The sequence below is a fragment of the Mesorhizobium abyssinicae genome, assembly GCF_049887195.1.
GTDB classification, from domain to species: Bacteria; Pseudomonadota; Alphaproteobacteria; order Rhizobiales; family Rhizobiaceae; genus Mesorhizobium; species Mesorhizobium abyssinicae.
The window spans coordinates 35,832-56,206 of sequence record NZ_JARAKC010000024.1 but is presented as its reverse complement, the minus strand read 5'-3'; the positions used below and the strand labels follow the sequence as shown (position 1 = coordinate 56,206).

Annotated in this window: 17 protein-coding genes and 1 tRNA gene; 2 read left to right on the top strand and 16 right to left on the bottom strand. The window is 59.3% G+C overall.

Annotation, left to right across the window (positions count from 1 at the left end; genetic code table 11):
• Positions 1–30: 30 nt before the first annotated feature.
• The 9 genes from PU724_RS29205 to PU724_RS29165 form a co-directional block, all read right to left on the bottom strand.
• The gene (locus PU724_RS29205; RefSeq protein ID WP_354425227.1) at positions 31–1,368 is read right to left on the bottom strand and encodes a serine hydroxymethyltransferase; all 1,338 of its coding nucleotides are present in this window, start codon (positions 1,366–1,368) and stop codon (positions 31–33) included.
• A gap of 1,011 nt (positions 1,369–2,379) precedes the next feature.
• On the bottom strand, positions 2,380–2,736 hold the full coding sequence (locus PU724_RS29200) for a hypothetical protein (protein ID WP_354425133.1): 357 nt from the start codon (positions 2,734–2,736) through the stop codon (positions 2,380–2,382).
• Positions 2,737–3,183: 447 nt separating this feature from the next.
• Positions 3,184–3,477, bottom strand: coding sequence for a hypothetical protein (locus tag PU724_RS29195; protein WP_354425135.1), 294 nt, complete (start codon positions 3,475–3,477; stop codon positions 3,184–3,186).
• Positions 3,478–3,536: 59 nt separating this feature from the next.
• Positions 3,537–3,920: a hypothetical protein gene (locus PU724_RS29190; RefSeq protein WP_354425136.1), complete on the bottom strand. Its 384-nt coding sequence runs from the start codon at positions 3,918–3,920 to the stop codon at positions 3,537–3,539.
• 71 nt (positions 3,921–3,991) lie between these two features.
• Positions 3,992–4,780 (bottom strand): hypothetical protein, encoded by a 789-nt coding sequence (locus PU724_RS29185; RefSeq protein ID WP_354425138.1) that lies wholly within the window; start codon positions 4,778–4,780, stop codon positions 3,992–3,994.
• Positions 4,764–5,879, bottom strand: coding sequence for a Fic family protein (locus PU724_RS29180; RefSeq protein ID WP_354425140.1), 1,116 nt, complete (start codon positions 5,877–5,879; stop codon positions 4,764–4,766). The genes PU724_RS29185 and PU724_RS29180 overlap by 17 nt, the downstream gene beginning before the upstream one ends.
• A gap of 567 nt (positions 5,880–6,446) precedes the next feature.
• A tRNA-OTHER gene (locus PU724_RS29175) sits at positions 6,447–6,545 on the bottom strand.
• Between the two features lie 291 nt (positions 6,546–6,836).
• Positions 6,837–7,991 (bottom strand): porin, encoded by a 1,155-nt coding sequence (locus PU724_RS29170; RefSeq protein WP_354425142.1) that lies wholly within the window; start codon positions 7,989–7,991, stop codon positions 6,837–6,839.
• A 1,046-nt stretch (positions 7,992–9,037) separates the two neighbouring features.
• Positions 9,038–9,982 (bottom strand): omptin family outer membrane protease, encoded by a 945-nt coding sequence (locus PU724_RS29165; RefSeq protein ID WP_354425144.1) that lies wholly within the window; start codon positions 9,980–9,982, stop codon positions 9,038–9,040.
• 1,576 nt (positions 9,983–11,558) lie between these two features.
• Here PU724_RS29165 and groES point away from each other — a divergent pair.
• On the top strand, positions 11,559–11,873 hold the full coding sequence (groES, locus tag PU724_RS29160; protein ID WP_354425146.1) for a co-chaperone GroES: 315 nt from the start codon (positions 11,559–11,561) through the stop codon (positions 11,871–11,873).
• Between the two features lie 50 nt (positions 11,874–11,923).
• Positions 11,924–13,552 carry a chaperonin GroEL gene (gene groL / locus PU724_RS29155; protein ID WP_354425148.1) on the top strand — a complete coding sequence of 543 codons (1,629 nt, stop codon included), beginning with the start codon at positions 11,924–11,926 and terminating at the stop codon, positions 13,550–13,552.
• Positions 13,553–13,590: 38 nt separating this feature from the next.
• Here groL and PU724_RS29150 read toward each other — a convergent pair whose 3' ends face one another.
• The 7 genes from PU724_RS29150 to bioB form a co-directional block, all read right to left on the bottom strand.
• Positions 13,591–14,628 (bottom strand): MBL fold metallo-hydrolase, encoded by a 1,038-nt coding sequence (locus PU724_RS29150; RefSeq protein WP_354425150.1) that lies wholly within the window; start codon positions 14,626–14,628, stop codon positions 13,591–13,593.
• Positions 14,629–14,832: 204 nt separating this feature from the next.
• Entirely contained in the window at positions 14,833–15,285 is a 453-nt protein-coding gene (gene panD, locus PU724_RS29145; protein ID WP_354425229.1) for an aspartate 1-decarboxylase, read from the bottom strand.
• 63 nt (positions 15,286–15,348) lie between these two features.
• A complete protein-coding gene (locus PU724_RS29140; protein WP_354425152.1) occupies positions 15,349–16,332 on the bottom strand; it encodes a beta-ketoacyl-ACP synthase III in 984 nt (327 codons plus the stop codon).
• Entirely contained in the window at positions 16,329–17,594 is a 1,266-nt protein-coding gene (locus tag PU724_RS29135; protein WP_354425154.1) for an adenosylmethionine--8-amino-7-oxononanoate transaminase, read from the bottom strand. The genes PU724_RS29140 and PU724_RS29135 overlap by 4 nt, the downstream gene beginning before the upstream one ends.
• Positions 17,594–18,229, bottom strand: coding sequence for a dethiobiotin synthase (gene bioD, locus PU724_RS29130; protein WP_354425156.1), 636 nt, complete (start codon positions 18,227–18,229; stop codon positions 17,594–17,596). Before bioD ends, PU724_RS29135 begins: the two co-directional genes overlap by 1 nt.
• Positions 18,226–19,365, bottom strand: coding sequence for an 8-amino-7-oxononanoate synthase (locus tag PU724_RS29125; RefSeq protein WP_354425158.1), 1,140 nt, complete (start codon positions 19,363–19,365; stop codon positions 18,226–18,228). The genes bioD and PU724_RS29125 overlap by 4 nt, the downstream gene beginning before the upstream one ends.
• On the bottom strand, positions 19,362–20,303 hold the full coding sequence (gene bioB / locus PU724_RS29120) for a biotin synthase BioB (protein ID WP_354425231.1): 942 nt from the start codon (positions 20,301–20,303) through the stop codon (positions 19,362–19,364). Before bioB ends, PU724_RS29125 begins: the two co-directional genes overlap by 4 nt.
• Positions 20,304–20,375: the final 72 nt, after the last annotated feature.

Below are 20,375 nucleotides of genomic sequence, written 5' to 3'. Positions count from 1 at the left end.
GTTTGCATGGGGCATTTTGCTTAGCCCGCTTTACCTGTCGGTGATGCCCGGGACCTCGAACGCAGCGCACAAGTTGGCAACGTCTTTTCGCACGCTGGCATGAACATCCGGATTGTTGGGCTGGCGACAGACCAGGTCAATAAAGGCAGCGATTTGCACCATTTCCCCCTCGCGCATGCCCAGTGACGTCACTGCTGGCGACCCCAAGCGAATTCCGCTTGTAACCGCCGGATCGCGCGGATCCCCCGGGACCATATTAAAGTTCGTAATGATGCCCGCCTTTGATAATCGCTCGGCGTAGGCCTTGCCCGACAGTGGTCGATCACGCAGGTCAAGGATGAGCATGTGATTGTCGGTCCCCCCGGTAACCAGGTCATAACCTCGCTCAAGCAGCGCCTGGGCCAAAGCCTTGGCATTCTTGACGGTCTGTTGCCCGTAGATACGGAATGCCGGGGTCGCCGCTTCCTGTAAGGCGACTGCTAGCGCGGCGATAACATTCATATGTGGCCCGCCCTGCAGGTGAGGGAAGACCGCGCGATCAATCCGCTTGGCGAGATTGTATTTGCTTTTCGGATGATAGAGCGCCTGATAACGATCCTCATTCCTCGACAAAATGAAGCCGCCGCGGGGGCCGCGGATCGACTTATGAGAGGTGCTGGTGACGACGTCGCAATGGCGCACGGGATTCGGATGCGCTCCTGCCACAATCAGGCCGCTGATGTGCGCAATGTCGGCCACGAGATAGGCGTTCGCCTCCAGAGCAATTTCTGCCATTGCCGCGTAGTCAAAGACACGCGGATAAGCAGTTCCGCCGATCCAAATGAGCCGCGGCCGTTCCCGCTTAGCTGTCTCGCGCAAGAGGTCATAGTCAATTTGCTGGGTCTTTTCGTGTAGCCCATAGGGGACTCGTTGGTAGTCGGTTCCGGAAAAGTTGATAGCCCAACCATGGGTCAGATGACCCCCTTCCGGAATGGGCAAGCCCATGACTTTGTCGCAGGGCTTCAAAAGCGCGCGATAGACAGCCTGATTGGCCGGCGAGCCGGAATAGGGCTGGACGTTGGCGTGTTCGCTTCCAAATAGTTTCTTCAAACGCTCGATGGCGAGGTTCTCAAGTTCATCGACGATCTCGTTTCCCGCATAGTAGCGCGCACCAGGGTAACCCTCGGCGTACTTGTTTGTGAAAATCGACCCGGTCGCTTCGAGCACTGCCGAAGAGGCAAAGTTTTCAGAAGCGACCAGTTTGAGCGTCGTGCGCTCCTGTCGCTCTTGTCTCAGAAGCAGTTCGTGAACGCAGCTATCAACCGCGGCTAAGGAAGAGCGTCCGTAAGTGTCGGGCTGCGCGATGGTGCGCTCAGCAGAGTTATCCATCATAGGCTCGCGCTCCAATTGGATCGATCTATTTCACGATCAAGCAGGCCGTCCCCTTCGGCTGCTCGTCTCGTATCGCTTCCAGTCGTTGTAGGTCTCTTTCATGATGGCCATCGCAGTGGGGCAGTAGATCGACTAGCAATTGGACCAGACCGCCGTCCTTGTCTCCTGGTTTGAGATGATAGGAGCGCCACGGAGGCTGTTCGTTGCAGCAAAGAAAGTCGGCTCTCGCGAGTAGCCGGACGTGTCGCACAACGCGATCGCGACGCAGATCCAAAATGTCTGCCAACTCGCAGACTGTTAGGTCCGCATGCGCGCAAAGGCCCAGGATTCGAAGGCGATCAAAATGCGCTGCCGCCCGTAGACGACTGACCAGTGTCATCATTGTTCAGCATCAAACCCACATGGAAAGAATGGACACTCTTTGCACTGAACTTGTCATTTGGCGTTCTCCGCAGATGTTGCAGCCTTCAAACCAATTATCTCGTTGCTTATTATCACCAACCAGGCGCACTCGGCGGTCCCGTGGATACGTACTTATTTCTACGCATGTAATTGTTTCGAACCGACAGTGATTGAGTTGGAACAACCATTACGGGAGCTTTTCTTGCTATTTTAATCCAAGATTGCGTGCAGTTCGGCGGACGCAGAATAGGAAGGGCCGCAGTTTTGAGTCCTCTGGCTGACCTGAGACGTTGAGATTAGCCTACCATTCACAGCGATTTTGGGTTGCTAAGAGTCTATGAATTTCTTTGAAGAAACTGTTGCAATGTCTGCTTGCCGAGATGCCGGTCAAGATGGGCCAAGCCGGATGGTTTCAAACCAATGGGGCAACATAGTAGGGATGCGAAGAATGCCAAAAAACATCCTTGCGTCGAAGCGCACCGATCGTGGTACGCGGCCTGCGGCATTTGAACTTTGAAGACGTGCTCGACAAGATCGAGGCTGCAGTCGCAATAGCGCTGGGATGAACTTATAGGGCGTGAAAACGCTTGATGGTGGTGCCCTTGGTTACGCTCCAGGCAGCGTGACCGTCGACGCCACTTCGAAGACGTCGAGCAGAATTGCCAGACCGACGCCGCAAGCGGTCAGGATGAGACCGGCCATGAAAATGCGGTTGGCGCGTTCGTAGACGTGGCGTCGCAGCGAACTCATGTCGAGCAACAGCGACAACGCCCGCATCTGCGATGCTATGCCGACCAGGATTGGGACCACTGCGAACAGGTCGTAAAATCGCCACGGCACCGGGTTTGCCGCCCAATGTGTGACGAAACCCAGCGAAAACGCCAGCAATATGCCGACGACGGTGATCGTGCCGTTCCGGAAGACGGTCTCGATCGGTTCTTCCTTGGGGTTATGCTCGTCCAATTGCCTCTCTCTGCAGGTCTGCGCAGTAGTCGCACAGATGCGAATTGATCCCTAGGTTCCTTCGAAAGCTGGAGTTTGCCGACTTCGGGCTGGTAGCGTCATCGGGATTGATCAATGAGTCCACCTCTTTGATACGGGAAATGAGCAAAACTAAGTCGGCATGGGCGCGCGATGCTGACGAAGGGTGCCAGTTCCGAGCGGGCCGCTGTTGGCCCGCGGTGCCGAGGGGAACGACATGAAGCTCCGTCAGACCGTATCCTGGTCAGCGGGATTGAGCCGAGGAGAAAGGCGGCATCACACAGGATATGGGTCGATTGAAAGTCCTGGAGCGTGGCCATCTCTAATCAGTAGGGCTTGCACACTCGCTGCCAGCAAAGCAGCTCAAGTGCGCCCGCCACCTTGCTCATATTCTGCGAGCCTCAAGGATCGCCGCCACTTTTGTATCGTTTAGGACAGCGATTGCGGTCGGCTCCAATACCAGCGTCGTACGAGCGCTGCCGTGAAGAACACTTGCCATAGGGCGCCCTCATCCTGACGACTCAGGTTTGACGATACACCATCAGACTCGGGGACTACCTTGCCTTCTCGCAAATCAATAGAAAGGATCCAATCCCGATACATGATGGCAGAAATATCATGCAAGGCACCGGCGCTCTGCGCAAGAGCACGCAAGTCGCGGAATATTTCTTCGAGAAAACGTGCGGTTGGTCGCCCTGGGTGTTCCAAATCCATGTTTGTCATGTCGCGCTAATTCTTATGTCGGGCTAGAGCTATTGGGCCAAAGAATCGACTCTGCTCGCTCACCACTTAACATCGAGGTCGTTGTCGTAGAGCATACTTGGCAACATACCCATCATCACATGGTCGGGCAGGATGCGGGTAGCCCGTTTCTTATGGACTTCGAACCCGGGATATGCATCCCCAATGACCTGTTTGAAGAACGCCTGCATGCGAGGCTTCAGACATTCCGTAATTTCCCACAGAAATGCGTGAACGGCCTCGTAATCGGACGCGACCTCTTCGGGTCGATGAATCGCTTCGAGATGCTCGAAGAACCGTTCGACATGGTTTCCCGGCGTATTGAAGAGCGGGCGTCTGCCGTCGAAATAGACCACCTCGATCTGCTCACGGATAGGATCGACATTACCATGCAATGCGAAATTTCTCTTGTCGATGACGCGCATGAAATGCGCATAGGCGTTGGTGCTTTTGTCGATATCGCGTGCAAAGCCATCGCAATGTTGGCTGAGCAGCGCTAGGCGGTCGGGAATCTTGGCCCGGATGAAGGCCTGATAGGCCTCAGGGGCATTTCGGATTTCATCTCGTTAACATGAGGATCACCATATTGATGAAGGCCTCGGCCATAACCGGCATCAGAAGGTGAAGCTTGACAGTTGCCGAAGAGATCGTTTGCTCGTGCGGATACGCCTTGCATGGCTTTTTCTAAAGTTTTCAGCCGCGATTTGGCAGCCGGCGATCTTTTCGGAAAAGCCGTCTTTGCTGGAGCATCGAGAATGGCTGCGTGCAAATCGGCGCACAGGCCTGCGATAATGACGAACTTGTTCTGGAAGACAACGAATTTTTCCAGGCTCTGTAGTACGGCAGATTTCTGCGGACCGATCCTCGCATAGTCCGTCCTGATACCGACAATTAGGTCCCGCCACTGCTGGTGCGTGAGCACCTCGCCGACCATGATATGAATCTCGCGCGACATGCCCAAGATATACACGTCGGTCTCGCCGGCCTTGAGGCTGTAGTCCCAGTGTATCCAGTTATCGCTGTCATCCTTGCGCAGGAAGTTTTGAAAACCGTTCGGTTCGCCAAAACGAGCTTTCAGATAACAGTAGATGTCCACCGGCCTAAGCCGTGACCTGACCGCGAGAATGGCGCCGCCTTTCTTCTTCTTCTTAGGTTTCCTGTCGCGCGTAACCCATTCCACCACCTCCTGCCGGGTAGCAGCCCGCCATTCACCTATGTTGAAGCAAGCAGGCTCTTTGACAGCCTGCCTCTTCTTTCGCTGATGGGATTTACGGGCGATCGTCACGAATATTCAGCGTGTAACGTGTGTGTCGGAGTTCACCGGTTTTTGTTAGCGCACCCTTGGCGACTAAGTCCTGTAAGTCCCTAGTTGCCGACGCGCGCGATGTCTGGGTGATGGCGATGTAGTTTTCCGCGCTGAGGCCGCCTTTGAAGCGGTCGATACCTTCCCGGAACATTCGGGCGACGACTTTTTCCTGGCGTTCGTTGAACTGCCCCCGGTGGTGCTCGTAGAACTTGGCCTTGGCAACGGAGAATTCGACGCGGGCGAGCGTTACGCGCTGCGCTTCTAGGATTGTGCTGGCGAAGTAGATCAGCCAATCGGTGATCGCGTTGTTTTTGTTGCTGGCCTCCAAATGATCGTAATAGGCTTTGCGGCGACGCTCGATCGTGCAGGCCAGCGCGATGAGGCTCGGCTCGCCCAGATTTTGCGCCAGCGCTTTTTCGCAAAGGGCACGTCCTATGCGGCCGTTGCCGTCTTCGAACGGATGGATGCTCTCGAAATAAAGGTGCGCGATACCGGCGCGCGTCAGCGCGGGAAGAGGAGTCTTGCCCTTGGGCGCGGTATCGTTGAACCAGATGGCAAAGGCGTCCATCTCGGCTTTCACGCGCGATGAGGGCGGCGCCTCGAAATGCACTTTGGGTTTGTCCAGCCGGTTAGAGACGATATGCATGGCATCGGCATGCTGGCGATAGTTGCCGATCGTCTCGATGCGCCGCTCGCCGGACATCACCATCTTGTGCCAGGCATAGAGCGTGCGATGCGAGAGCGGGTTGGCAAAATGCAGATACACGTCAGCCATCATTTCGGCGATGCCCCGCTCGGCGGGCGGGATGCGCCTATTCTCGCCTCCGAGCCCAAGCTGCTGCCGCAAGGATGATTGCAGGCTTTCCCGGTTGAGATACTCCCCCTCGATCTCGGATGTCTTCAAGGCCTCTTCGCTGATTAGATCGATGCGGATCTGATCGCGGTCATCGGGGCCAACATGGCGAAACACGCCCAGGAACTCGCCCGATCGCAATAGGAACTCGCTTTCCAGCGGGTCCAATGCCATCTTGTCGTAGGTAAAATGCGGCCAGTCGGCCTGCTCCCAATTCCATGCCATGAGCTATAGAGCGCCTTTCTATAACTCATGCTAGCAAAAAAAGTGAGCTATAGCAATCTCATCTATGCCTCAGCCGGCACCCATTAGATGGTCTCCGGCCGTCCCAGAAATTGGGCCTTATCGCCGCACATTGCTTCGCGAATTATCTTCAATCTGAAGCAGGGCGCGCGACTGCCGAAAGACTATCGCCCGAACCGTCCAGCACGAACATCAGGCCGAGCCGATCGCCGAACAGAAAGACGTGGCGGCGATGCCGAACGCGGGCTGAAAGATACTAGACGCCGGCGGCAACACGGGCACGGAGACAAAACCACGCAGCAGGCCCGCCACTGTGACCAGAACACCGAGATACAAGATGGCCCAGAAAACCTGAGCCACAAGCTGCACCCGGCCGCGACCAGTGGTAAGTTGGCGGGGAACGGGCATCTGACTCGACGGTGATCGGTCAAAGGCTAGCCCGAATACACACCAGACTGCTTCCGTGGTGGTTCCGCAACGTATTTCCCGACCTCTTCTCTCGTCTCGGGAAAAATGCCTTGCTAACCGCCTGTTTCCACAGTATAAAAATGGCGCACCCGACAGGATTCGAACCTATGACCTCTGCCTTCGGAGGGCAACTTGGTTTCAGTCATGCTGGACGGGTCGGGGCTCCCCACGGTCGAGCGCCGCCATGCGGCGGATCGGTGACGAAGCCGCTGCTCGCCCGCGTGCTACGACATTGTATCTGAGCCGACGGCGCCCCTGGACTTCCTTGCAGGACCGAAACAGGCTCATGCATGCCGCGGCTATGAGCGCCCGAGCATGAATGTCGCCTTGCACAATCGCCCATGTCCGCATCTCGAACCTCATCCGGCCTGTGGTGGAGGCTTCCAATCTCGCCTCGCTTCCATGCGATGATCTCTTGGGGTGTTGCGGGATTGATCCTCGCTCAATTACCTCGACGCAACTCTTCGTCCGTTAGAACGAGCGTTGGAAACGCAGGATGCCGCCGACGCTGTTGTTTTTGTCGGCGTTAGTCCAGTTCACGTTGGAAGGGTTCACCATGCCAATACCGAAGTCGCCGCAGCGGTCATAGTCGACTTCGGCTGTAACCGTGAAATCTGGAATGAGCGTATAGGCGACGTTCATAGCGACACCATAGTTCTTGAGCTGATCACCCGAGACCTGAAGGTTGAACAAAGTTGTCTCGTTGAACTTGTAAGTGGCGCCAGCCCAGAAAGCCCAGTTGCCGCCCCAAGTTTTGTAGAAGCCGCGGCCGTGAGCGTCGATTGCGTTAGTGGAATCATCATCGAGCTTGCCATTGGAGCCGTAGCCGAACATTCCGAATAGCGACAGCTCGTTGGTGACGCTGACGTCGACGCGGACTTTGCCGGCCACCGATCCGTAGTTGCTATCATAAGCGGCAACGCCGGTAATCGCGCCCCACTGTTGTGTGTATTTCAGGCCGCCGACCACGTGCGGTACGTAGCTATCGATGGTGCCGCCCACGCCTTCGCCTTCTTCAAGCGAGACCACGGCCGAAAAGCCGTCACCGGCGTCAAAGTAGTACTGGATGACGTTGGTTTCGAAATCACCGTAGGGAACGAGCATCTGATTGAGCACGTTGCCGGGATAGCCAATAAACATGTCGAAGGCTGACCAGTCCTTACCAATTCGAAGGTCGCCAAGCTGGATCCAGGCGAAAGTCAGGCTGAGATCTCTATTGGAGGCATAGTTTTGAGTACTGTCCGGATCCGAATAATCGTTGAGATTACCAAAGTTCATCTGGGTTTCGGTATAGGTCTTCAACGTGCCGAACTCGGTTTCCCGGTTCGTCCAGGTCTTCACCGTGAAGCGGGCATTCTTCTTCCAGGTTGCATTGGTGCTGCCGTCCTCGTGGTCGGTTGCCTTTGCGCCATCCAACGAGCCGACGTCACCCAAGCTGATGTCATAGCGGACATAGCCGCCGATGCGCAGGCAGGTTTCGGCGCCTGGGATATAGAAGAAGCCTGCGCCATAGACGTCGCAGATCTTGACGTATTCGTCCGCGACTGGCTCGGCGTCGACGGCGCGTGCGTCGGAAACTGCAATGAGGGTCGCAACTGAGCCGAGAAGAAGGCTCGTGATCTTCATTCTGGATCTCCGTTCAAAGATATAAAAGAGGAAGGACGTCAAAGAGCGGATCCTTCCCTTATCCCCACCATCTAAAATGAGGATCAATGCGCTGCGCCTTTCGCAGCGTGACGAACCCGCATGACAATTGTTCAAGAACAGAGGCGAAGAAGCTAAATCATAGTCTCAAACAGCAGGGCATTTTAACCGCTGCAATACAGCACTGTGAGCGAATCGCCATAGTCATCTCCGCTAGTCGTGAGCAGACCCTCACAACGGCTTCCTAAGTTGCATTCGCAAGTGACGTGCCATCCTGGCGACGCAGCTGCGAGTTGACACTCAAGTTTGCCGGCGGACCTTGGTTCGCGCTTCCTTCTCTTTTTGCCTTGAGATCAAGCCGAGCGCGAAACGCCAAGGTTTCGGATATGGTTCGTGTGTTCGATATGCGACAGTTTCGTTCAAAGGCGACAGCTTTTGTTTGCTGTGAGCCTCGATATTGAGACGTCATGCGGCGGCACCGCTCGGTACGTCAGGCGGGTGCCGCATGACGCTGACATAAGGGTCATGAGCGAGACTGGGCATGTGATCCTTGCGGCGTGGCCCACGCCGTAAGCGTCATTACCTCGACTCAACTGAACGCTTGGCGATTTTGGCCAAGGACGGGATAGTGGGCATCGAAAACGGTCTTGTTCGCGTGGGGCGGCAGCATCGCTTCGCGATTCGCGCGGTTGCTGTCGCATTCGATGCTTTCTCGACGGAGCTCCCCTTAACCAGGCGTAAGTGCGAGGGCAACCAGCACGACTGCGAACGCCCGGGACCGGGCGCCGCCAACGTGTCGACCACCTTTGACCTCGCAGAGCATGGCATTCTGCTTGGGCGCCCCTTGAGATAATCCTTCGTGCGGCTACGGTGATTGGGGGTTAAGGGCGTGCGCGTTGCACACGAGCCTCACGGCTGTCGTACCCGTTCGCGAGACTCAGCCATGTTGTGTAGTTGCCGCGTCCGATCATGCAGCTTGTCTTAGGACTGCGATTGGCCAACGGCAACTTGGCGCTGGCGGTGCTTTCTCAGTCGAACTTGATGCTCGCCTGACCGAACACGCCGTAGCGTTCAATCTCCCAATGCTGGATCTCCGGCGTACCACCGCCCGGCGTTTCCTCGAAATGAGCGGCGCCAGCAGCTCCCGCGCTCCAATAGCGGGCGCCGACGCCGATGTTGAACAAATCCGTGACTTTGTAATTCAACATTGCCTCGAGTTGGACGCCATATCCGTTGCCGTCTTCGGGAATCGGATTGATCTCTGGGCGCAGATGGTGCTGATCCTTGCCGTCAAGCTGCGTGAACAGCACCGCGACGTCACCGGAAAGGCTCAGTCGTTCGGTGAGTTGCGTCTGCCCGGCCAGGCCGAGTTGCAGCGAATGCCAATCGTTATCCTGGCTGATGACGCGCGTATTGGTCGTAATGGCTGGCACGCAAATCCCCGGGTTGGTCGCCTGTTGCGCGCAACGGACGGCGTGGTAGCTCTCATTCCAGAAATTATATCCGACATAGGCACCGATGCGGTAACGCGGCGTGTTCCAGAAATTATATCCGAGGTCGGCGGTGAAATACGTGATGCGACCGTTGTGCTGATCGGACAACGTCCTCGAATAGGGTTCTTCGTCCAGGAAGTCCTCGTCGGTGAGAGCACCTTGGGCGATCCCGGCCGTACTGATGAATCCCTTGACGAAGATGCCAGTCGGATTGTGGGTCGCGTTGAAGAAGACTTCGCCCGATAGGGCACCGAGATCGTTGTATGTGAGCCGCGACACCATCACCGAGCCGTTGGCGTTGTAAAGTTCCTTCGATGCTTCGCCGCCACTGTACCAGTAGCGTAGCCCGCCCTCGAGCGAAAAGACCGGGGGCACCGCGCTGGCGACTGCCGCCGGCTCGGCGACCACCGGGATGTCGGCAGCGGCGGCGCCCGCCGACAGATCGCAAAGCGCGACATAGGTTAAAAGCACTCGCCGCATCGGCACATTCTCCTTTGTGTTGATTTTCGGGTTCTGGCGCGGACATCCAGAAAATTGGCGAGGTTGGACCGACTGCAGAGTTGGTCTCAAGGCAAGAGGATCATCCTGTCAAAGTGCCTTGCAGCCTTTAGCCTGGCTATTGCTTACAGTGCGGCCGCTTGCTTCTTCTGATCCGCGAGGTCCTAAGGTACGGCCTGATTCCAGCAGACAGCATGGTGCGAACATTGCGACACTCTCCGCGAGACGCGTTTAGCGACACACGCAGCAACATGCGTGCCAAAGAATGAACTCATTAGAGGCATGCCAATCGATCGCCGCATGTCCGACATTCGTCGCGCCTCGCACAATGTCAAAGCATCCTGTCGCAAATTGTCGGTGAGAGGGTTGCGGCATGAAGCTCTTAAAATCTGAGGAGCTTGGACCTTCAAAGTCCGCCAGTTCGACCGGTTCGCGAATGCCACGCCGGCAGATTTCCCAAGGTCGGAGCCACGGCGCGGGAAGCCCCTCGCGTGATCCGGGCGTCCCCGCTGTGAAACGTCGCTGGGCGCGACCAGCGGCGCCGGCTCATTGTCGGGTCTGACTGGTGGGGTGTCGGCCGGGTCAGGTTCTGGTTCCGATTATTCGAGCGCGGCGGGATCGCCCGTTGGCTTTGTCTTGATCCACATCAGTCCACGTCGGATCCCATGCTTGAGCATGGCTGTTGCCACTCGGGTCGCCAACCGTGGCTATCCCGCTCGCGGACGTGCAACGAGGCATCTCGCCCAGACGTCCCGACAGCTAATTTATGAAAGAACTATCGACCGGTTCCCTCCAAATTCCTGCAAGGAATTCGACAAAATAGCGACGCCGCTTTGCCCACAAGGCGCGAAAAATTGGTAACTAATTGAAATTTAAGCCGCCGCTGCATCTGGCATGACGTTTGCTCTCTGCCCGTTTAACATGTGAAGACGATATGCAAAATATGAAGACGTTACAAAAAATCTAATGCGTGCTCGATTCGATTTATCGAAAGTCACGAAAAGAAACATTCTCCTTCAGGAATGGAGCAAGACAAATGAAAAGTATGTTAGCGACAGCAGCTGTGCTTATGGTTTCGACGTTAGCGTTCCCATTTGATGTAAACGAAAACGATGTGCTAAGTATTGCTGCTCGCAGGGATGCCAAGACGTATCCTTGCAGACGCCAGAAGACACTCCCCTCTGTTAAATGGGAAAGCGGATGCGTCTCCGTCAATTACTTGCCGCAAGTTCAATCCAGCCTGCCTGATGTGAAGCGCATCTGACAACTATGCCTGCCAGACGTAACACGCGTCAATTATCCTATTTCGCGGTGCTTAGTATGGTGCCGGCCCGAACCTTGGTCTCGCGCTTACGCGACAAACCTCAAGCGTCCCATTGGGAAATCGCAGGGGCCATGATGTTCGGAAATTCTCCTGAGTCAGTCAATCTTGAAACGTGAAAGGAGCAAAACCAGTTCGGCATGCGCGCGATGCCGCAAAAGTCGCGCGAACCCCTTCTGGCCCTGACGGCCCGGATCGGGAGGCTCTCGCAATCTGTTTGTCCTAAAGGAGAACGATATGAAGTTCCGTCCATTGCATGATCGCGTACTCGTTCGGCGCATCGAGGCCGAGGAGAAGACGGCCGGCGGCGTCATCATCCCCGACACTGCCAAGGAAAAGCCGCAGGAAGGCGAAGTCATCGCCGTCGGCCCGGGCGCTCGCGACGAGAGCGGCAAGCTCACCCCCCTCGACGTGAAGGTCGACGACCGCATCCTGTTCGGCAAGTGGTCCGGTACCGAAATCAAACTCAACGGCGAAGACCTGCTCATCATGAAGGAAAGCGACATCTTGGGTGTGATCGAGGTTTCGGCCTCGGCCAGGCAAGCCACGTGACCGAAACCGCGTGACATCAACAAGAACTGCCTATTCGCAGGAGTGAACCAATGGCTGCCAAGGAAGTGAAATTTCATTCTGATGCCCGCGAGCGCATGCTGCGCGGCGTCGATATTCTCGCCAATGCGGTGAAGGTGACGCTCGGTCCGAAGGGCCGTAATGTGGTGATCGACAAGAGCTTCGGCGCCCCGCGTATCACCAAGGACGGCGTCACCGTCGCCAAGGAGATCGAGCTCGAGGACAAATTCGAGAACATGGGCGCGCAGATGGTGCGCGAGGTCGCGTCCAAGACCAGCGACATCGCCGGCGACGGCACCACCACCGCCACGGTGCTGGCGCAGTCGATCGTGACCGAGGGCACCAAGGCAGTCGCGGCCGGCATGAACCCGATGGATTTGAAGCGCGGCATTGACAAGGCGGTGGAAACGATCGTCGCCGATTTGAAGGCCAATGCCCGCAAGGTGACGAAGAACGACGAGATCGCCCAGGTCGGCACGATTTCGGCCAATGGCGACGCCGAGATCGGCCGCTTCCTGGCTGAAGCCATGCAGAGGGTCGGCAACGAAGGCGTCATCACCGTCGAGGAAGCCAAGACCGCCGACACCGAGCTGGAAGTCGTGGAAGGCATGCAGTTCGACCGCGGCTATCTCTCGCCATACTTCGTCACCAACCAGGACAAGATGCGCGTCGAGCTCGAAGAGCCCTATGTGCTGATCCACGAGAAGAAGCTTTCCAACCTGCAGGCGCTGCTGCCGGTTCTGGAGGCGGTGGTTCAGTCGGCGAAGCCCCTGCTGATCATCGCAGAGGATGTCGAGGGCGAGGCGCTCGCGACGTTGGTGGTCAACAAGCTGCGCGGCGGCCTGAAGGTTGCGGCCGTCAAGGCTCCGGGCTTCGGCGACCGCCGCAAGGCCATGCTGGAAGACATCGCCATCCTCACCGGCGGCACCGCAATCAGCGAGGATCTCGGCATCAAGCTTGAGAACGTCACGCTGGAGATGCTCGGCCGCGCCAAGAAGGTGGTGGTCGAGAAGGAGAACACCACCGTCGTCGACGGCGCCGGCAAGACGGACCAAATCAAAGGCCGCGTTGCTCAAATTAGGGCCCAGATCGAGGAAACCACTTCCGACTATGACCGCGAGAAGCTGCAGGAGCGCCTGGCCAAGCTCGCCGGCGGCGTCGCGGTGATCCGCGTCGGAGGCTCGACCGAAGTCGAGGTCAAGGAGCGTAAGGACCGCGTCGACGACGCGCTGCACGCCACTCGCGCGGCGGTCGAGGAAGGTGTCTTGCCGGGCGGCGGTGTTGCACTACTCAGGGCAGCAAGGGCGCTCGACAATGTCGTTCTCGACAACCCCGACCAGAGGACCGGTGTCGAGATCGTGCGGCGTGCCATCGAGGCTCCCGCTCGCCAGATCGCCGAAAACAGTGGGGCGGAAGGCTCCATTATCGTGGCCAGGGTTCGCGAGAAGCTTGACTTCGGCTATGGCTGGAACGCCCAGACCAACGAATTTGGCGATCTCTTCGGCCAAGGCGTGATCGACCCCGCCAAGGTCGTGCGCACGGCGCTGCAGGACGCCGCTTCCATAGCCGGCCTGCTCGTCACCACCGAGGCGATGGTGGCCGAGAAGCCGAAGAAGGAAATTCCCGCACCGGCGATGCCGGGCGGCGGCATGGATTTCTGACGAGGCTCACCTACTTCTTGTCGTGGCAGAGGGTGAAGCTATCCTGCCAATGGTCCATTCACCCTCTTCCAGGCGTCGATTCCGCCCTCGATGTGGCAGGCTGATGTGAGGCCCTCATCCTGGGCGGCCTGCACCGCCATGGCCGAAAGCTCGCCGAAGGCGCAGTAAAGCACAAGCCGCTTGCCGGTCGAACGGGCGAGTTCGTGCAACACGCCGCCGGGAGCGATGTTTTCTTGCAGCCTCGGGTAAGGCACATGCAGCGCCCCCGGAATAATGCCCTGGCGTTCGCGCTCGGAGCGTTCGCGCAGGTCGATCAGCACGACATCCGGCTTGCCGGCCAGCGCCAACGCTTCGTTGGCATTGGCCGCCCAGCCGCGCCGCGCGATCTCGTCCTGCTGCAGCCCGACCTTCATATTGGCGGGCACGGCGACATCCATCATTTTCGGATTGGCGAGCTTCAGATTATTCATGATCTCGACATATTCGTCCACTGACTTCACCTGCAGGCGCGGGTTGAAGGCCTTCTCCTCGCCTATGGTCGAGACGGTATCGCCCTTGTAGTCGTGCGCCGGATAGACCAGCGTCGCATCCGGCAGCTTGAGCAGGCGGCCGAAGATCGACTCATACTGGTGTCGCGCATCGCCGTTCTGGAAGTCGGTGCGGCCAGTGCCGCGGATGAGCAGCGTGTCACCAGTGAACACCCGGTCAGGCAGGACGAAACTGTAGGAATCGTCGGTATGACCAGGCGTGTGGACGACGGCGAGCGCCAGCCCCTCGATAGTCAGCCTGTCGCCGTCGGTAAGCCGGATCGATACCACGTCGGCCTTGGTCTGCTCGCCCATCACCGTGATACACCGCGTCTTATCGCGCAACGCGCCAAGGCCGGTGATATGGTCGGCGTGAAGATGAGTGTCGACCGCCTTGACCAGCCTGAGATCGAGCTCGCGCATGAGCTGGAGATAGCGGTCGACCTTGTCCAAGACCGGATCGATGATCAGGGCCTCGCCGCCTTGGCGGCTGGCAAGCAGATAGGAATAGGTGCTCGAAACGGAATCGAACAACTGACGGAAGATCATGATTTGCTCCATATCATCTGGTTGCGATCCTTCTTGCTGCTTGTCATGCGGCTCTACAGCTATCCCGAGGCGCTGCACCCTCAGCGCTCGCCGATCAGGATGGCCTCGAGGTTCGTCATACCCTCCTCACGGCGGATCAAGACACCACGTTCGTGGACGGGGACGGCAAACAGCGCATCGGCTCATGCGTGCGTCAGGGACAAGTCACGCCCGGGAAACAAGCGCAGGAATCGCCAAAGCCTCATTGGCCTCATCATGAATCGAGAAACTGTAACGGCCATATGCGTCGAGATCGACCGAGTAGCTCAGGCGGTCGCGTATGTGGTTGTCCGGGTCGAACGTGACGATCCGCGGTTTCAGCGCTGTGATATGCGCTTCGTTCAGGTAGATGGAGTTGCACACGATGATCGGGTCGCCAGGCTGACAGGTGCGGGCGGCAGCACCATTGAGGATACAGCATCGTGACCCGCGCTCGCCGAGGATGACATAGGTCGAAATCCGCGCGCCGGAATTCTTGTTCCATATCTCCACGAATTCCATGGGCAGGATCCCGGCTGCCTCGCAGTGGTCAGGGTCGAGCGTTATCGAACCATGGTAGTTGAGGTTTGCTTCGGTGACGTGGATGCCGTGGAGCTTGCCGGCGATTATTTTTCGCATCGGTCTGTTGTCCTTTTCGTCTCGCATGAACAGTCTTCATGTCTTGTCGGGGCCGCCGCGCGGCTAAATTCCAACCACAAGCCCCCCGCCGTTAAGACCGGCACCCGCTGCCGCCAGAAGGATTTTCTCGCCCGGCCGGAGTGGCTGCGTCCGATTGGCGAGCGACAACGAGAGCGGGATCGTTGCGGCCGAAGAGTTACCGTATTCGGCGATCCTCTTGACGATTGCCTGGTCCGCAATGCCGAGGTTTCGGCCGACGGCATCGAAAATGCGGGCGTTGGCTTGATGCGGGACGAACCGGTCGATGTCTTGCGGCCGCATTCGAGCTATGGCGAGCGCGTCCCTTGAACATGCCGTCATCATCTCCACGGCCTTGGCGAACACTTCACGGCCGTCGGCGATCGTCATCCGGGTCTGCGCGAGATCGAGGTCGTTGTGAAAAGGCGTGTTGCTTCCTCCGGCGGGGATCTGGATCAATCCGTAGCGCGAACCGTCTGAATTCACCGAAGCGCCGAGAATGCCGCGTTCGGCATCCTCGCTGGAACCGATCACGACCGCGCCGGCGGCGTCGGCGAACAGCACGGCGCTGGCGCGCTCGGCCGGGTTGATGCGGCGGCTCAGAATGTTGGCGGCAATGACAAGGGCGGGTCGACCGTGCAGGCGGGTGAACCCGTCGGCGAACATCAGCGCGTAGATGAAACCGGCGCAGGCGCCGGTCAGGTCGATGGCGCCGGAGCGGCAGAGGCCGAGCCGGTGCGCGACTAGCGGCGCGCTCGGCGGCAGGAGATGGTCGGGAGTTGAGGTGGCAAGCAGCAACAGGCCGATGTCGCCGCGCTCGATGCCGGCGTTCGTCAGCGCCATGTCGCCGGCTTGCGCGGCAAGGCCCGACAGCGTGTCTTCATCACTCGCCCAGAAGCGCGAGCGAATTCCGGTGCGCCGTTCGATCCAGCCTGGCTCGAGGCCGAGATTGCTCTCGATCTCGGCGTTCTCAACCTTGCGCCCAGGCACTTGGTGGCCAAGGCCGAGGATGCGTGACGACCTGCTCATGGTTTCGATCCGAAGCGTTCGCCGGCTTCCTCGATGGCGTCATAAAGCCGATGGAGCTCGGCGCCGGTTACGCAATAGGGTGGGAGCAGATAGAGGACGTTGCCGAGCGGGCGCACCAGCAATCCCTGATCGAGGAAGAACGCCCGCAGCTTTGGACCGATCTCGGCCAGATAACCGGGGGATGCGGTACCCAAATTGAGGGCAGCGATCGTGCCGGTAATCCGGCAGTCGGTGAAGCAAGGATTGTCGAGAAAGCGCCGGAGGCCAGCGGCCTGCAGCGCGGCCAGGGCCGCGATCCGCTCGATAACAGGCTCGTCACGCCAGATCTCGACATTGGCGAGTGCGGCCGCGCAGGCAATCGGGTTGGCGGTGTAGGAGCTAGAGTGGAAGAAGGTCTTCTGCCGATCCTCGGAAAAATGGGCCTGGAAGATGGCATCGGTGGCGAGCGTGGCCGCAAGCGGGATCACGCCGCCGGTCAGGCCCTTCGAGGTGCACAGGATATCAGGAGAGATCGACGCCTGCTCGCAGGCGAACATGGTTCCGGTGCGTCCCCAGCCGGTCATCACCTCATCGGCGATAACGAGTGTGCCCGAAGCCTCGGCGATCCTCTTCAATTCAGCCAAAACCCAGGCCGGATACATCAGCATGCCGCCGGCGCCAAGCACCAGCGGCTCGACGATCAGCGCAGCTGCGCGCCGGTCGCGAGAGACGACCTCGAGCCGATCCAACGTCTCCTGCTCGCGTCCTGCGGCCGGAAAGGGAATGGTGTCAACCTCGAACAGCAAAGGCTCGTAGGCGGCGTTGAACACGCCGCGGGCGCCGACGCTCATCGTGCCGATGGTGTCGCCATGATAGCTGTGTTCCATGACGACGATGCGCGAGCGCGGCGCGCCGATGTTGCGGAAATAGCCGAGCGCCATCTTCAGCGCGACTTCGACGGAGGTCGAGCCGCTATCGGAATAGAACACCCAGTCGAGGCCCGACGGAGCGAGACCGACAAGCGCCTCGGCCAGCCGTTCGGCCGGCTCGTGCGTGAAGCCGGCAAAGATGATCTGGTCGAGTTTCGACGCGGTTGTCGCGATCGCCTTGACGATGCGCGGATGGCGATGGCCATGGGTGACGACCCACCAGGACGAAATGGCATCCAGGATGCGCGTGCCGTCGGCCTTGTGGAGGTAGGCGCCTTCCGTCCGGACAATTTCGGGGATCGCCGGCTCGAGCGCGTGCTGGGTAAAGGGATGCCAGATATGGGACTGCGACATCAGTCATCTCCTGTACACGAGGCGAAGGCGAAGCCGGCAATCATTGCGTCTCGCAGCGTTTTGTCCGTCAGCGGGTCGAGATACGGCAGCCTGCCGAGCTGCGGTACACCGCCCATTTCAGCAATTGTCCGTTGTGTATCGGCCATCTCATCGCCGATGAAAGCGATGCCGGCCAGCGGGATGGAGCGGGCGCGCAGCGCCTCGATCGACAGCAGGGTGTGATTGATCGTGCCGAGCGTTGTGCGGGCGCACAAAATGACGGGCAGCTGCCATTCAGCGAAGATGTCGATGAACCTTATGCGCCGGTTGAGCGGCACCATCAGCCCTCCCGCGCCCTCGATGACTAGCGGCGTCGGCAGGACGGGAAAAGTAAGATCGGCAGCCTTGATCGCGACGCCGTCAATCTCGGACGAACGATGCGGCGAAAGCGGGCTCTTCAAGCGGTAGGCTTCCGGCAGCACGCGCCCTGGCGGCAGACCGGCAAGCCGCGCAACCACCTCGCTGTCGGTGTCGCCGTCAAGACCCGATTGAACCGGCTTCCAGTAGAAACCGTCGAGCAGCCCGGCGAGCCCAGCCGCAAACACCGTCTTGCCGATTCCGGTATCCGTTCCGGTGATCACGATGCGCTTGGTCATGCCGCGGCCAACACCTCGACGAGCGCCTCGACCATGGCGGAAATGTCGGCTTCGTCGACGTTGAGCGTCAGCGAAATGCGCAGTCGCGATGTGCCCTCGGGCACGGTCGGCGGACGAATGCCGCGTATGTCGAAGCCGCGGGCCTGCAGTGCCGCCGCCACTGCCATGGTGCGCCTGTTGTCGCCGATGACGAAAGGCTGGATCTGCGAGCCGCTGGATGCCACGCCGCAGCGCTCGGCCAATTGGCGGCCCGCCAAGGCAACGCGCTCCTGCAACTGGACACGGCGTTGGGGCTCATCGGACAGCATGGCAATCGCCTCGCGCGCCGCCACCGCCATCAGCGGCGATGGCGCGGTGGAGTAGATGAAGGGCCGGCAGCGGTTGACGAGATAGTCGCACAGCAGTCCCGGTCCGGTGACGAGCGCGCCGGACGCGCCGAGCCCCTTGCCGCATGTGTGGAGCGCGACGATGTTGTCGCGGCCCTCGAAAGCGGCGGCAAGGCCGCGGCCGTCCGGGCCCCAGACGCCGGTGGCATGCGCCTCGTCGACGACGATGAAGGCCTCGTGCCGATCGGCAAGCGCGACAAGGCTCTCCAAAGGCGCGCAGTCCCCACCCATGCTGTAGAGGCTTTCGACCGCGATCCAGACGCGTCCCATGCCGCCTTCGGCGCGCCAGCGCGTGATCGCATCCTGGACAGCATCGACGTCGTTATGCGCGGCGAGCTTGAACTCGGCGCGTCCCGCCCGCGCGCCCTCATGCATGCTGGCATGAGCGAGTTCGTCGAGGACCAAAAGGTCGCCCTTCTGGGGCAGGGCGGTCAGCAGGGAAAAGTTGGCGATGTAGCCGCTGCCGAATAACAGTGCGCGGTCGGCTCCGAAGAACGCGGCCGTCTCCGCCTCCAGGGCCTCGTGTTCCGGCGCATTGCCGCGCAACAGCCGTGACCCGGTCGCGCCGACCGGCGTGCCTTGCGCGATCGCCGCCGCAACCGCGTCGCCTAGCCTTTTCGAGGCGGCGAGCCCGAGATAGTCGTTGGACGAGAAATCGAGCCCGGCGCGCGGCGACAGTGTCCGCAACCGGTCCTTGCGCGCCAACCCCTGCAAGGTCGCGTCATAGCGGGCAAGCGGTGCCCCGCTCATTGTGCCTCGAGTTCCATCGGCTCGATGCCGAGACGCCGGAAGAGCAGCGTATCCTTGTCCTGGCCGGGATTGCCTGCCGTCAGGAGCGTGTCGCCGACAAAGATCGAGTTGGCGCCGGCAAAAAAGCACAGCGCCTGCATCTCGTCGGTCATGGCGGTGCGGCCGGCCGAAAGGCGGACATGCGATTTCGGCATCATGATGCGCGCCAGCGCGATCATGCGCACCAACTCGATCGGCTCGATGGGGCTGGCGTCGGCAAGTGGGGTGCCAGCGATCGGGATGAGCATGTTGATCGGAACGCTTTCTGGATGCTCCGGCAGATTGGCGAGCGTCACCAGCATGTCGATCCGGTCCACCGGCTCTTCGCCCATTCCGACAATCCCGCCGCAGCAGACCTTGATGCCGGATTGGCGAACGTTCTCGAGCGTATCGAGTCGATCGGCAAAGCTGCGGGTGCTGATGACCTCGCCGTAGTAGCGCTCCGACGTGTCGATGTTGTGGTTGTAGTAGTCCAGCCCCGCCTGCTTCAATCGAGCGGCTTGTTCGAGATCGAGCATGCCGAGAGTCATGCAGGTCTCCATGCCAAGCGCCTTGACACCTTCGACCATGGCGACCACCGCATCCATGTCGCGCGGCTTGGGGTTGCGCCAGGCAGCACCCATGCAATAGCGGGTGGCGCCGGCGTCGCGCGCCTTGGTCGCCTCAGTGATGACTCGCTCGACCTCCATCAGCTTCGAGGCCTTCAGGCCCGTTTCGTGATGCGCCGACTGGCTGCAATAGCCGCAATCCTCCGGGCAGCCGCCTGTCTTGATGCTGAGCAACCGGCTGAGCTGGACCTTGTTGGGATCGAAATTCTGGCGGTGAACGGTATGCGCTAGGAAGAGCAGATTGTTAAAAGGTGCGTCGTGAAGTCCCCGAGCCTTCTCCAGGGTCCACATCGCGCCATCAGCGCATTGCGTCCGTGGCATCGCCTTAGTCGGATTGGTGTCGTGCATAGCCGTCCTGTTTCC

What these genes read in the sequence shown, in the direction of transcription:
- PU724_RS29205 (WP_354425227.1), bottom strand. Translation starts at nt 1,368, where the DNA reads ATGGATAACTCTGCTGAGCGCACCATCGCGCAGCCCGACACTTACGGA.
- PU724_RS29195 (WP_354425135.1), bottom strand. Translation starts at nt 3,477, where the DNA reads ATGACAAACATGGATTTGGAACACCCAGGGCGACCAACCGCACGTTTT.
- PU724_RS29190 (WP_354425136.1), bottom strand. Translation starts at nt 3,920, where the DNA reads ATGCGCGTCATCGACAAGAGAAATTTCGCATTGCATGGTAATGTCGAT.
- PU724_RS29180 (WP_354425140.1), bottom strand. Translation starts at nt 5,879, where the DNA reads ATGGCATGGAATTGGGAGCAGGCCGACTGGCCGCATTTTACCTACGAC.
- PU724_RS29170 (WP_354425142.1), bottom strand. Translation starts at nt 7,991, where the DNA reads ATGAAGATCACGAGCCTTCTTCTCGGCTCAGTTGCGACCCTCATTGCA.
- PU724_RS29165 (WP_354425144.1), bottom strand. Translation starts at nt 9,982, where the DNA reads ATGCGGCGAGTGCTTTTAACCTATGTCGCGCTTTGCGATCTGTCGGCG.
- groES (WP_354425146.1), top strand. Translation starts at nt 11,559, where the DNA reads ATGAAGTTCCGTCCATTGCATGATCGCGTACTCGTTCGGCGCATCGAG.
- groL (WP_354425148.1), top strand. Translation starts at nt 11,924, where the DNA reads ATGGCTGCCAAGGAAGTGAAATTTCATTCTGATGCCCGCGAGCGCATG.
- PU724_RS29150 (WP_354425150.1), bottom strand. Translation starts at nt 14,628, where the DNA reads ATGATCTTCCGTCAGTTGTTCGATTCCGTTTCGAGCACCTATTCCTAT.
- panD (WP_354425229.1), bottom strand. Translation starts at nt 15,285, where the DNA reads ATGCGAAAAATAATCGCCGGCAAGCTCCACGGCATCCACGTCACCGAA.
- PU724_RS29140 (WP_354425152.1), bottom strand. Translation starts at nt 16,332, where the DNA reads ATGAGCAGGTCGTCACGCATCCTCGGCCTTGGCCACCAAGTGCCTGGG.
- PU724_RS29135 (WP_354425154.1), bottom strand. Translation starts at nt 17,594, where the DNA reads ATGTCGCAGTCCCATATCTGGCATCCCTTTACCCAGCACGCGCTCGAG.
- bioD (WP_354425156.1), bottom strand. Translation starts at nt 18,229, where the DNA reads ATGACCAAGCGCATCGTGATCACCGGAACGGATACCGGAATCGGCAAG.
- PU724_RS29125 (WP_354425158.1), bottom strand. Translation starts at nt 19,365, where the DNA reads ATGAGCGGGGCACCGCTTGCCCGCTATGACGCGACCTTGCAGGGGTTG.
- bioB (WP_354425231.1), bottom strand. Translation starts at nt 20,303, where the DNA reads ATGTGGACCCTGGAGAAGGCTCGGGGACTTCACGACGCACCTTTTAAC.